The following is a 13,450-nucleotide window of genomic DNA, read 5'->3' on the forward strand; positions in this document are numbered from 1 at the left end:
CTGGGCGGCGCGGGCTTTGCGCGCCGCCAGCCGCTCGAGGCCGGCGTCACGCCCGGCCTCGCCGGCAGGTACCGGCCGCCTACGGAGCAGGGCGGTCAGCCTAGCGCCGATGGCGCCCCATGGCAGAGCCAGGCGCCGCACGGCGATGTCGGCGACCCACAGCAGCAGGGCCGCCGCCAGCAGCGGATAACTCCAATCATGGAGCTGCATCCGCGAGGCCGCCTGCCGGTCGAACACTTCGGCCGGGTTATCCCAGGATAGTACACGGCCCCCGGTTATCTCGGCCAGCCGCTTCATGGCTTCCTCGCCGCTGCCGGAAGATAGCCGGTATTCCGGCGAATACGGCACAACAAAACCGGTGCCCGGCGCGGCTTGCAGCGGCTCTTCCCCGCTCGCGTCCTCAAGGGACATGAGGAAGGCTCCCGGCTTGGATACGTTGACGAGTCCGGTATAACGGCCGGGCGCCTCCTGAATGAGCTCTACCGTCTGCTCGCCGGCTTCATCGTCCCCGATCACCGCATTCAGCTTCTCCGGCGGATTCTCGCCCTCTGCCATAACATGGAGCTTTACTTGGTTGCCGGCCGTCTCGGTAGTCACTTCATAGGGCGACGACGTAAACTGCGGGAATGTCCACTTCACGATTTCGGTCAACGTGTTGGCAAAGCCGGACCACGATACCCATTCCTTGGACCACTTTCCGCTTAAATCACTCGTCCATGCCACCGTTCGTCCGGATCCGTACTGCCAGCGTGACAGGATCGGGTCCGGCTCCGGACTGGACAGAATCGTCTGGGCGGAAGACTTCGGCGTTGTCGCTACATAACCATACAGCCCCGGAACGCCCTGCTGGAATAGACTTGCCCAATCGCCCGGGTTCTGAACGGCCGGGACAAAGGGTTTATCCACGATATAGGATTTGGCCAGCATGACTGCCTCCCGGCTGAATACCGCCGGCAGCGTCGTTTCATCCTCAACGAAGTAATAACGGCCCTTGGCCGCATCCGCCAAGGATTGAAGCAGGTTGGTATCGGCATCCATCCCGACCGCCACCGAAGACATCGTAATTTTGTTCTCCACCATCGTATCGGTCAGATCCTGATAACCGGAATTCATGGCGGACTGCCCGTCGGTCATCAGAATGATATGTCTGCGCTGGGTTTTAATCTTCAGCATTTCCTCAAGCGCCGAGGAAACGGCAGGATAGATGTTGGTCCCGCCTGCGCTCGGAATCGACTGGATGCTGCTGAGCACCTCTTCCTTGTCCCCGAGCTTCTGCGGCGGAACGACCCACCACGGCTGATCGTCAAAGGCGACAACGCCGACCGTATCCTTGGCTCTCAGCAGCTCCACCGTTCGCATCGCCGATTCCTTGGCCAATTCGATTTTGTTGCCGTCCATGCTCCCCGAACGGTCGATGACGAGTATGAGGCCCAGGGATGGAATCTCCCGCTTGCCTTCCAGCTCCATGGAGACCGGCAGCGCCTTTTCGATCGGGGTTTTAAAATATCCGCCCATCCCGAAGCTGTCCTCGCCGCCCGCCATCATAAACCCGATGCCAAAGCTGCGGACCGCCTGCTCGATCAGATCCATCTGCTTGCCGCCGACGTCACTGCCCGAAACGTTATTAAAGATGATACTGTCGTATACGGCATACTTGGCCGCTTCCAGCGGGAGCAGTTCCGGCGGAATCACCTCGGTGCCGATCATGCCGGACTCGAGGGCTGCCGTGATATTCCCCGACGTTCCCGGGGTTCCTTCCACGATCAGTACGTTCGGCGGACCTTCCACCCGGGTGAAATCGAACGCAGCATTATTGGCGGACGCTTCATCCCCGTCCATGAAGATTTCGGCACGGTAACGGTGAAGTCCCGGACTCTTGGCCAGGCCTTTCACGGCATACCGGTTCTCGCCCGGGGTGACGTCTACGCGTTCCCGGCCGATCTCACGGTTGTCCTCGTAAATGCGCAGCTCACCGGAGGTCTTAAACGTGCTGCGGATCATAACCTCCACATAGAAAGACTCCGCTTGATACAGCTTATCCGGTACTTTCAGTTCCTCCACCGCAACGTCACGGATGGCCTGCTTCGGCGTCGGAAGCACATCAACCGCAATGCCCCGGTCCTTCAGCAGCCTCCCGGCCGCTGCCATGCTGCCTACATTCTCTTCCCCGTCCGAGATCAACACAATTCTGGAATCGCTGTTGCCCTCGAACAGGCTCCCCGCGAGCTGAAGACCGGACTCCAGCCCCGTAAATTGCTGCTCCAGCAGCGCATTAAGAGAGGCTCCTGCATTCTCTGCAGAGGTTAACCGCCGTTCTACAGCGCCCTCAAGCCCCGTAGAAACAACGGCGGTGCCATCCTTCTCGCCTTTTGCCGTGAGAGAATCGTTAATCCAGCTCGCGATCCGGGCTGAATCCCCCATACTGTCGGAACGGTCGGCCAGATATACAACCTGTTTATCTCTCAGGACGGTAAAGCCATGCAAACCCGAAATCATAAGAATCAATAATAGAATGACGCAGGTTCTAAAGAATAAAGCCAGTTTCTTCCGAAAGCCGTTTAATCGAAAATCCGACTTGTATGCATAGTAGAGAAATAATCCTGCCGGAATCAACAGCAGCAGCAACCATGGTTGGCTAAATTGAACGCCCACGCTGGTACACCCCCCATTCTGCTGCGATCACAGCCAGTGCCAAGACAGCAAGCCATGGCATTAACGAGCCGGCGCGGTTTGCGGTTTCGTTGCTGCCGGATGTCCCGGCATGCTCTCCCGCTTCAGACTCATCCAAGTTCGGAGCCGCTTGACTTACGACCGGCCCCTGATCGTTGCTCCAATCCGCCTCGTATGGATCCGCCGTCACGGCCAGCCAGAACCTAAGCTTCTCACCCGCTTCATTTTGCTGTTCAAAAGCGTACAGCCCCGGATATTCCGGCACAAGCTGTACCGGCGATATCCCTTGCTCATTCCGGAGCGCTTCCGCAGCAGGGATGCCGCCAGTAAGAGCAAGACCGCTCGCAGGTACCCATTTTGCCGCTACCGTGTCCGCCGCAATCGGTATATCTGCTTGCGCGCCAGCCATATAGCGGCCAAGGCCGCTTCCCTTGCCCGAGGTCATCCACTCCAGTGCATTGCTGACCATGACCGGGAACTCCGGCGATAACGGAAGATCACTATCCTGTAGCAGGAAATTAAACGACAAGCGCGGTCGCCCGTTTTCGCTTCCCGCATAGACGATCGGTTGATCCCCCAGCTTTATAACGGGCTCTCCCCAGGCAGGGGCCTGTTCCAGTAGCGTGCCAAAATAGACGCCTGACAAGGTTACATAGGCGGTCACTGGATGCTTGGAAAGCACGGCGCGCCCCCCTTGGTTGCCGACTTTAGCACCTTCTCCGCCGATCGTCCAGAGCGGCGTTTTGGAGGCCAGTTCCGCCCACTTCCCTTGCTTGAACCCTTCCGGCACGTCCCCGTCGATGACGAGCAGATCAAATTCGCCTTCAGGCACGGGCGGTACATCCGCAGCTGTGCTGCCCTTACCCGCCTCCTTATCCGTACTGCCATTGTCCTCGGCGGTCTTGTCTTTGGACTCGTCCAAAGCAACCCGGGTGACTTCGGCTCCGCTTAGCTGCAAGGCCTTCTCCAGAAACAAGTTGCCCGAAGTCAGCAGAAGCACGCGCGAAGATCCATGACCCAAACCGAATGCAAAGGATTGATTGTCTGCGGCATATCCGTCATCCTGGGACAACTCGAGCCGGTACACTTCCGCAAACGGCAGATCGGAAAAGGATTCGGTTAATTTTTTACCAGGCTCCAGTTCAAGCATCCTGCTGGTCAATAGCTGTTCATCCCCGTAAAGATTCACTTCAGCCGACATCGATTCCTTGGCATTCGTGCTGAGGACAGACACCGCCCCATAGGATGAACCTGTTTCACCCTTGGGTGAAATGCCGAATTGGTCAATGGACACGTTAAGAGGGGGCTCTCCCTGCACCTTCTCAACAGATACCGGAACCTGAAACGTTATGGGAGCCGTATCCTGCTTCCAGTAGCTGTCCGTAAAAATAACGACCTCTGCATCCCGCTCTTCCCGTGTCAGAGCGGAAGCGAGCGATAAGGTTTCCCTGTAGGATGCCTGGCCGTAATAGGGCCGCAGCCCATCCACAGCCTGATCAATGACGGTGCGGTCGCTTTCATGGGAGACCAGCGTCATGGGACTTGCTCCCACGGACAGGAGGGTGATTTCGCTCCGTCTCCCTTGGTTCTTCACGTATTCCTTTATTCGTTCCTGCATCCATTGCAGCCTGGATGCGGCTTCGCCTTCAGCCGATGGCTGAATCTGCGCGCTCATGCTGCCCGAGGTATCGGCAACGATGACCACGTGGGCGCTGCCTCCGCCAGACACCTGCAGAAAAGGCTGCATCAGTGCGAAGACCATCAACGCAGCAGCAAGCAGCTGAAGCCACAGCAGAAGCCGGTTCTGCAGCTTCTGCCACGGCCTGTTGGCCTCCAGGTTCCGAAGCACCCGCTCCCACAGCAAATGGCTGGGAACGGTTGTATCGACATATTTTCGTTTGAACATATACATAAGCACGATGGCCGGCAGCGTTAAACCGAACCATAGGCTCAGCCAAGATTGAATCCCCAACGTGTCCCCTCCTTACTCCCGTGGACCCTGACTAACACGACTTGGACGTTTTCTCAAAGCATCGGATGAAGGCCTGTCATCTGTTCCTGTTTTATTTCAATGAGTTCTCTTCTTGTTTCTTCTATATAGATCACAGACAGGTGCTCGTGAAGCCCGCATTTCATAGATGTGTATTCACCGGTGTTCCCCTGTCTACCAGCTTCCCCAATACGTATGAAGCTCCTGCAGATGCTTGGATACGGGGCCCTGCATGGGATCCCGCTCTATCCAGTAACCAGGCCGGCTCCCGCAAGCACCCCGAACATCGCATCCGTAAGCGGCATATCCGCCGGAATGAGCACGTAAGACATCCCCCGCTCCGCGCACACGCGGGACAGCATCGTCCGGTACCGCTCCAGCTCCTCTTTGTAAGCATCGAGCACTTTACCCGTAAACGCCACTTCCTTGCCGCTCATCGTTTCACTGTCAACCAATCGCAAATCGCCGGTCAATTTAGGCTCCAGTTCTTCCCTCGACAACACATGCACCAGCACCACTTCCTGCCCGGTGCCGGATAAAAGGGAAAGCGCCCTGAACAACTCCTCCTCGCCGCCCTCGAGCCAAAAATCCGAGAACACCCAGGTCATCCCCGGCTGCCGGGGGAGTGCGCCAGGAACCGCAAGCGCTGCGCCCAAACTGCCCTCGCCTCCCGTTTCTGCCCCTTGCAGGAACGAAAACAGGCGATGGGCCGAGCCCTTTCCTCTCATGATCGGAAGGCGGGCGTTAATCGAACGGCTGTAACAGGCGATCTGCAGCCTGTCGTAAGAGGACAATGCCATGTAGCCGATGCTTGCGGCGAGTTGACGTGCGAGCAGCCATTTCGGACTTTCCTTCGTTCCTGCCGGATCTGCAGCAGATGGTTCGGATGACGATGACATGACAGCCCCCATCGATGCCGAGCAATCCACGAATAGACTGACCGTCAGCTCCTGCTCGTCCATGAATTGACGCACGAATGCTTTTCCCGTACGAGAATAGACGCCCCAGTCAAACCTGCGGACATCATCGCCGGGTGCATACACTCGATAATCGGCAAACTCGAGGGACGATCCGAGCCGGCGGGATCGCCTCTTTCCCTGCAGCGTCCCGGCAACCCGCCGCTTGGCATCCAGGCTCAGCCGCTCCAGACGCGGAAGCCATTCCGGAGGAAGCAGGTGCCCGCCCCCGCTCACGCGGATGCCTCCAGCGCTTGCAGAACCTCCTGAATGACATGGTCTGTCGTAATGCCGAGCGCCTGCCCCTCGAAATTCAGGAACAAACGGTGGCGCAGCGCAGATAAAGCCACGGCGCGAATATCCCCTGTCGATACATGCAACCGCCCGCTGCACAATGCACGGACCTTGCTCACTGATATGATGGACTGAATGCCCCGCGGTCCGGAACCGAACTGGACGTATTTTCGCACCGCCTCCGGGGCCGCTGCCTCTTCGGGATGCGTCATCATGAGCAGACGAACCGCATAGTCCAAAATCTCCTCGGCAACCAGCACTTCCCGGGCTCCGCGCTGGATTTCCAGCAGCTCGTCGCCGGTCATTTGCCGTTCCACCTGGAATTCGTGGGAGGATGTCGTTCGCTTCACGATTTCCTTCAGTTCATCCGCGCTTGGATACGACACTTCGATCTTCAGCAGAAAGCGGTCAAGCTGCGCCTCCGGCAATGGATACGTTCCCTCGTTTTCCAGCGGGTTTTGCGTCGCCAGAACAAAGAAAGGTTTGGGCAGCTGATGGGTTACCCCACCCACCGTGACGGTCTTCTCCTGCATGGCCTCCAGCAAGGCGCTCTGGGTTTTGGGCGTGGCCCGGTTAATTTCGTCGGCCAGCACGATGCTGCTGAACAGCGGACCCTTTTGAAAGGTCATCCCGGTGTCCCCATGCTGCCCGAACGATAGGATATTGGTGCCCGTTATATCGCTCGGCATCAAATCCGGCGTGAACTGTATACGGGAAAAGGATAGCTCCAACGCTTCCGACACCGTGCGGACGAGCATCGTTTTACCGAGACCCGGAATCCCCTCCAGGAGGGCGTGCCCTCCTGCAAAGATACACCAGAGCATTTGCTCCACAACATCCTGCTGCCCGACAATCACCTTGCCGATATGTTCCCGCAGGCCTGATATTTTCTCCATCCATTCCTGTGGTCTCACTGCTATATCCGACATGGACGAAACCTCCATCTTCTTGGTAAAGTTCAAGTACTCATTCTATATAAGTTGAACTAAAGATTCTTAGCCTGAGCATCACTACGAATGCGGATTATTCTTCCGATCGCTGTTGCCCCCAGATTTCTTCTATACATCCATAGCATGGTTAAAATCCGGGGACAGTATATGCTTCCGATGCGAGCTTTCCTTTGGAAAGCTTTCGGGCGACCTCTTCGTTTCTCCAGAATAATTCCGCCTTCTCCGTTGAAGTTCTTCTTTTCTTTAGTTTAATCTATATAGCTTTTCGTTATCGGTTCCTCGATCCCCTACGGATTCGGATTGATCTGTATGAAATATTCCTCGACCAACCCTTGCATCTGGTCAGGCAGCGGATTGCGATCTAACGTTTTGCGCGCTTCGGTCTCATAATCGCGGTACACTTCCTCATAAGGCCTGGACATGCCCGGAACGGTCGGCGAAACGCCGCCCTTCTGAATATCTCCGCCGCTGCCCTTGATCTCGCCGGAATCGTTCTGCACATTGCCGCTGCCCTTGAAATCCCTGGGGATCGTCACAAGCTCGCGACCACCTGAGCCGAGGCCGGCTCCGCTTCCGGTTCCGCTTCCCGATCCTCCGCTGCCGCCTGAGCCGGAGCCTGCTCCTGATCCAGAGCCGCTCCCCGAACCGGAACCACTGCCGGCGGCTTGACCTTGACCGGCCCCGGAGCCACCTTCTCCGGGACTTCCCTCCGAGCCTTCGCCTTCTGCTCCCGAGCCTTCCCCGGATCCCGCCTGCGCCAACGCCTCCGCACTGCCGCCGTTACTCCAGGCATCCGATACCGACATCCCGGCAGCCGTCATCTGATCGGCCAAGCTCAGTCCTTGCGAAGCAAGGGAGGACGCCAGCGAAGCGGCGGATTGCGATTGACTGTCGGATGCGGCTTTAGCTTGAGCCGCTTTAGCCAGCTCCTCGGCCAGCTGCTGGAGCGCTTCTTCCAGCTCTTTCGGCAGCTTGCCTTCCTTCAGCGAGTCTGCCGCTTTCTTGAGCTCTTGCTCGAGCTTCCCGTCCTCCAGTTGCTTGGCTGCTTCCTCTGCCAATTTTTTCAAAGCATCGGCCAACTCGTTCTTCTCTTCCTGGGACATCTTTTTTACCTGCTCGGTGAGTTTCTTCATTTCCTGCTTGAGCTCATCGGCCATGCCCTCGGCAAGCTTTTTCCCTACCTGGGACAACGCCTTCTCCTGCTGCATTTTTTGGGCCAGCTCCGACAATGCCTTCGCTTTTTCCTCCTGCTGTTTCGCCATTTTCTCCAGCTCTTTCATGGCTTCTTCCAGCTTCTCCAGCGCTTGCTCGGGATGCTTCTCAAGCTCCAGCGCTTTTTTCAAGGCATCCAGCTTCTCCTGCAGCTTCTTCCTGTCAGCAGGATCGATCGTTTCTTTCTGGAGTTCTTCCGCCAGCTTTTCGGTTTTGGCTGCCTGCTCCTTCATCCAGCTCTGCGCCTCTTTTGCCGCTTCCACCTTCTTATCCATCGGATTCGGAACAAAAACAAGGATGAGCACGGCAGCCAGCGAAGCGCCACAGATCAAGAGATGTCTTTTACGATTAGGGTAAGGAAGACGCTCCGGCAATTGCTCTGCAAAGCGTGCGCCATAGCGCTCCGCCTGCTCGCGCTGCCATTTTGCAGCCTGCGATTCCTCTTCTTTGAACGATAGTGCCGTCACCATCATGTCACTTCGCTCCGCTTCGTCAGGAACATGATCCATCACAGAAGCAGCCTCTTCGATCGGAACCCGGTGCAGCCATCCCCATAACAAACCTACGAATCCTGCCCCGACAGGAATGGCGACGAATGCAACGGGAAGCCAGGCTATGGGCACGAATCTCCCCAGCACCAGAAGCAGCAGCAGTGCGGCAAACCCTGCCATCAGTCCGTATAAAACATACGTTATGACGCGGAATCGCTGCAGCCGCCGTCTCGCGGCTTCGATAAAACGCATGATGTTGTCCATTGCTCTTCCTCCTTACCCTGCTCTTCTGCTTTAGGTTACGCTTCGTCCCGCGTCATTTCCGATACTTGCGGGAGCTGTTCTTCGTTCTTATCCTTACGCTTCCGCCTGGCGACAGGACGGATATTCCGTACGGCAACCCACAGGGCGAGAACGATCACAACCGAATAGACGATGAAAAATTCCAGCCACAATTCAATGGGAGCCTTGCTGTTCAAGCTTCCTCCGTGGAGCAGGAACACGTCTTTTGAGAAGGACGGGTTAAACAAACTCATCATCGCCCCAGCCGGATTCAAGCCCAGCAAATATCCGACCCAGGAATAGCTGCCTGGCGTTGGCGCCTGCCCGCTTTGATACATATTCTGCTGTTCAATTCCCATGAAGAACAAATACAGAAGTCCTGTTATAAGGAAGATAATCAGTCCCGCACCGTAGGTGACAATAATCGCGACGATGGTTCTTTTGAATAAAGTCGAGAACATCACCCCAAGCGAACCGAGCAGCAGCATCACGAATAAATAAAAAACAAAGACGGATATGAGCTGTTTCGGCGAAATCCCCCCATACAGGAAAACAATGCTGTATACCGGCAGGGTGGCCAGCACGATCAATGTCATGAAGCTGAGCGCCGACACCAGCTTGCTCAGTACAATCGTGGCCGAGCTCTGCTGCGTTGTCAGCAGCATGCTCAGCGTTTGCTTCTCCCGCTCGCTGCTGATGACACCGGCGGTAAGAGCCGGCGCCATGAATGCGATGAGGACAAGCTGGGCAAAACTCAGCACATAGAACATCATTTGGCTCATCTGCGGATCGAATCGCTGTGGTCCCCGCTGTCCCAAATATAAGAAGAGATAAATGAAGCCCATCGCAACGGCTCCGAGAGCCAATACATAAAACAACACCGACAGCATGGAACGCGTAGAACGCATCCGCAGCCGAAATTCCTTGTCAATAACCGGATTAATTAGCTTTCTGCTCCAATTCATTCGCGGGGCCCTCCTTTGGTAATTTCGAGGAATACATCCTCCAGATTGCTCTGCGCTTCCTGAAACGAGACAATCGGAATTTCCCAGGAGACCACCTGCCGAAGCAGAGCGCTTTGCTGCGTGTCATCCCCGCCGTAATGAACATGGACGCCGGTGTTATCCGTTAATACCGACGTGACAAACGGTTCGTCCCGCAGCTTCTCGGCCAGTTCCTCTTCACGCTCGAGCGTGCGGATGTGGATGACTTTTTTCACGCGGAGACGGCTCTGAATATCGGCCACCTTGCCTTGGGCAACCATCTCGCCGTGCTCGATCACGCCGATTTCATCCACCATCTCCGCCAGCTCAGGCAAAATATGCGACGAAATGATGATCGTCTTGCCCATCAGTTTCAATTCCTTCAATATTTCACGCATCTCGATCCGCGCCCGCGGATCCAGCCCCGAAGCCGGCTCATCCAGAATCAAGACGTCCGGATCATGCACCAGGCACCGGGCAAGGCATAACCGCTGCTTCATGCCCCGCGAGAGACTGTCGACGTAGGTATCCGCTTTGTCGCTCAGGTTGACAAGCTCCAGGAGCTGCGGAATGAGCTGTTCCCGCTCGGCGCGCGGAATGCCGTAACTTGCCCCGTAAAAATGCAAATATTCGGTAGACTTCAGCTGGTCATACACGCCAAAGAAATCGGGCATGTAGCCGATCCGCTTGCGGACCTCCTTGGGATGCTGGGTCACGTCGAAGCCGCCGACCTTGGCAACACCCGAGGTTGGCAGCATCAGGGTGGCCAATATGGACATCGTTGTGGATTTGCCGGCTCCGTTCGGACCGACAAATCCAAATACCGTCCCTTTTTCGATATGGAGACTGATGTCCTTCAACGCATGGAACGTTCCGTATTTTTTACTCAGGTTTCTAATCTCGATCATTGAGTGGCCTCCCCCTTCACAGACAGCTCCGGCATCATAAAGTTGGTCTGATCCTTGGCGGTGATCATGAAGCGGATCCGATTCCCCACGATATACTGCTCGGGATTCTTGGTAATGGTAAACACATTGTTCGCGTCTGTAACAGGCTCCCATGCGCTCTTCTTCGAGTTCCAGATCTCCATCGTAACGTTGTTGTTGAATTTGGTGCCTTTCATCGACAGTTCCGAATACTTCACGTTGCCTTCCGATATTAACGGGAATTCGGCGATCAAGCTGCCCTGTCCCATCTCGACCCCATGAGGGTAAACCCCGAACATAGGCGCATTCACCTGCGATATTTCGGGAGACAGGAAGCCGTAAGGAATGTTAATCTCCCCGTTCAGTCCCCAATCCATCTCCACCGGCTGTATCCAGAAATTGAGCTGATCACTGTCCACCTCAGCGCCTTTCAGCGTGTAATTCGTCAAATGGTCCTTGCTCCATCCCAAAATGTAAGCATCCCTGTTGACCATTCTGTTGGAATATCCGTATTGGGACATAATATCGCGCTCACGCTGTTTCGGATCATTCTGCGAATAAGGGTACAGCATCCCGGACAAGTCACCGCCCGTAAACTTGATGATTTGTTTCGGGTCCTGAGGAACGGCTGCAGCATCCCCCTTCTTGATATCTCCCAGCTTGTAGGCTTTGCCCCCGACAACCAGCACAACCTCGGTCAAATCGTTAATCGTGTCATTGGTGACCTTACCGTTTAATTCTCCTTTGGCATCCAGCTTCAAATCCATGCCCAGACGCCCCATCTCCTCGGTTCCTTGACGGTCCACCCAGACCTTGGCTAATGACCATTGGGACATGTCGCGTAGCTCCAGCGTCGTGGACGCCTGCTCCACTCGGACAAAACTCTTATTCTCGCCCATTCCTCCAAACCTGGTCTGGGACTGCCCCGTTTTCAAATACGTATTCTCCGGAAATTCCAAAGCATAGTTCCCGCTTCGAGGCGTGAAAAATGCGGAAGCCGTCGATTTAACCGCATCCCCCTGACCGTTTAGTTCAATCAAGTTGATGGTGTGCGCGAGTTCCCGCGTCTTGTCCGATGAACCGACCACGTAAACGGAACCGCTCGCGATGACGGCAATGATCGGGATCAAGAACCACGCCCATTCCCGCTTGTCCGCCTTCTTCAAGATATAGTAGAGCAGCGGGGCAACGACGACCGCATAAATAATGAGCATCCATAACAACAGGGTGAAGGAAGGCATCTTCAGCGATGGAAAATACTCCAGAACGTAATTCAAACTGTCCATCAGCGAATTGTAGTACATGCCATTCTGCGCGCCCACCATGGGAAGGTTATTGCGCAATATTGATGCCCATGCATCCGGATGGCCTGCCCATGAGCTCACCGGCTCCATAGCCAGATCATAGGCCGCATATTGAACACTCCCTTGGCCATAGGCTTTCGAGGCAAACAAAGGTTGTCCGTCCGCTTCAATTCCGATTTTGGAGCCTTCCACCGCTTTCGCTGTGGAAATGGTAAATGCCCCATCCAGGTTCAGCGGCTTCCCGCCAAGCTTCTCCAGCTCAGCCAGCGAATGAATGGTGGTGGTTCCATCCGCAACGACCGGCGTGATGTCGGCAAACGGCGCCGCTGTTTTGGCATATCCCGCGCCGCCGGCCAGAATCAGGGTGCCGCCGCCATTCACCCAATCTGTAATCGCCTTGCGTTGTGGCTCTGACAGCGTATCGGAAGCAAAATTGTTGATCACGATGGCGTCCAGTCCGTTCAGCAGCATTCCATCCGATGGAACGCTGGCGTTCTTAAGCGGGAACACGTTCACGCTGTTGCCCTTGCCGTTAAGGACATTCATGAAATTCATCGTATCCGGATCATCGGATAACACGGCAATGAGTGCGCCTTGATACGGAGAAGCCTGCACGTAATTTTTACCTGAGGCAAACGGAATCTGCTTCCCCTTGGTATAAGATCCTTCATAGAAGAGGATCTGGTTATTATCTTTATTCAGCACAGCCCCTGGAATGCCGATCACGACTTCCTTCGGCGTATCCTTCGGCAGGTCCACCTGCTGGACGTAGGAGGTTTGATATCCGAAGCCATTGTAGTTCTGAATCTGCACGACCACGTCACCGGATATATCCCGGTCACTGGTTAAGGTCAGTTTGAGCGGATTCCATTTATCATGTTTAATCTTGCCTTGATAACCCATTTCGGATTGAATGCCAATCTTCGCTCCGTCGGCGTAGACGTTTCCGGCCGGGAACGAGAAGGATAACGTTGCAACAATCAGCAGCGCCACCATCGGCAGCAACATCCACGTTTTTTTTGTATAAAACGACAACTGATGATTCCCCTCTCCACATATAAATTGCTTTCTCATGACAAATGACACCTATGTTCAGAAGACGTATGTAAAGGTTCTCTTCACAAGTTCAACTATATTGACGAGTCGAATCTATAAAAAGTTTGACGTTTCCTTCCATAAATAAAAATCCCACTCCAATAAGAGGAGCGGGATCAAGGGGTAATCCATTGCAGCGTTAAAGTGTTGGGCTGCTCCATTGTACTATCTATGATGAATCGTCCGAATACAGCCTCATATCTTACTTGTATCTCAGGCACAGGCCCGGTTACTCTGGCATCGCTCGCCATCGTGTTCGTGCTGTTTCCGAACCTGCTGGCTGTCTTCCTGTCTGAT

General features: G+C 55.3%; 8 protein-coding genes. All 8 read right to left on the reverse strand.

The features are described from left to right. Positions 1 to 2,652, reverse strand: a 2,652-nt coding sequence (locus tag M4D81_RS20340) for a VWA domain-containing protein (RefSeq protein ID WP_260067880.1), incomplete at its 3' end; no start/stop codon positions are given. Further along, positions 2,636 to 4,642, reverse strand: a complete 2,007-nt coding sequence (locus M4D81_RS20345) for a vWA domain-containing protein (RefSeq protein WP_260067881.1) — start codon at positions 4,640 to 4,642, stop codon at positions 2,636 to 2,638. The genes M4D81_RS20345 and M4D81_RS20340, both read right to left, overlap by 17 nt. A gap of 263 nt (positions 4,643 to 4,905) precedes the next feature. Further along, positions 4,906 to 5,853, reverse strand: coding sequence for a DUF58 domain-containing protein (locus tag M4D81_RS20350; RefSeq protein WP_260067882.1), 948 nt, complete (start codon positions 5,851 to 5,853; stop codon positions 4,906 to 4,908). Then, positions 5,850 to 6,839, reverse strand: a complete 990-nt coding sequence (locus tag M4D81_RS20355) for an AAA family ATPase (protein ID WP_260067883.1) — start codon at positions 6,837 to 6,839, stop codon at positions 5,850 to 5,852. Before M4D81_RS20355 ends, M4D81_RS20350 begins: the two co-directional genes overlap by 4 nt. A gap of 308 nt (positions 6,840 to 7,147) precedes the next feature. Beyond that, positions 7,148 to 8,827, reverse strand: a complete 1,680-nt coding sequence (locus M4D81_RS20360; protein ID WP_260067884.1) for a phage tail tape measure protein — start codon at positions 8,825 to 8,827, stop codon at positions 7,148 to 7,150. Between the two features lie 35 nt (positions 8,828 to 8,862). Next, positions 8,863 to 9,810 carry an ABC transporter permease gene (locus tag M4D81_RS20365; protein ID WP_071222604.1) on the reverse strand — a complete coding sequence of 316 codons (948 nt, stop codon included), beginning with the start codon at positions 9,808 to 9,810 and terminating at the stop codon, positions 8,863 to 8,865. Continuing rightward, on the reverse strand, positions 9,807 to 10,736 hold the full coding sequence (locus tag M4D81_RS20370) for an ABC transporter ATP-binding protein (protein ID WP_071222603.1): 930 nt from the start codon (positions 10,734 to 10,736) through the stop codon (positions 9,807 to 9,809). The genes M4D81_RS20365 and M4D81_RS20370 overlap by 4 nt, the downstream gene beginning before the upstream one ends. After that, positions 10,733 to 13,132, reverse strand: a complete 2,400-nt coding sequence (locus M4D81_RS20375) for a hypothetical protein (protein WP_260067885.1) — start codon at positions 13,130 to 13,132, stop codon at positions 10,733 to 10,735. The genes M4D81_RS20370 and M4D81_RS20375 overlap by 4 nt, the downstream gene beginning before the upstream one ends. Positions 13,133 to 13,450: the final 318 nt, after the last annotated feature.

Source organism: Paenibacillus sp. p3-SID867 (assembly GCF_025142895.1).
Classification (GTDB): Bacteria; Bacillota; Bacilli; order Paenibacillales; family Paenibacillaceae; genus Paenibacillus_AQ.

Coding starts and splice junctions, on each gene's coding strand:
- M4D81_RS20355 (WP_260067883.1), bottom strand. CDS start 6,839: ATGTCGGATATAGCAGTGAGACCACAGGAATGGATGGAGAAAATATCA.
- M4D81_RS20360 (WP_260067884.1), bottom strand. CDS start 8,827: ATGGACAACATCATGCGTTTTATCGAAGCCGCGAGACGGCGGCTGCAG.
- M4D81_RS20365 (WP_071222604.1), bottom strand. CDS start 9,810: ATGAATTGGAGCAGAAAGCTAATTAATCCGGTTATTGACAAGGAATTT.
- M4D81_RS20370 (WP_071222603.1), bottom strand. CDS start 10,736: ATGATCGAGATTAGAAACCTGAGTAAAAAATACGGAACGTTCCATGCG.
- M4D81_RS20375 (WP_260067885.1), bottom strand. CDS start 13,132: ATGAGAAAGCAATTTATATGTGGAGAGGGGAATCATCAGTTGTCGTTT.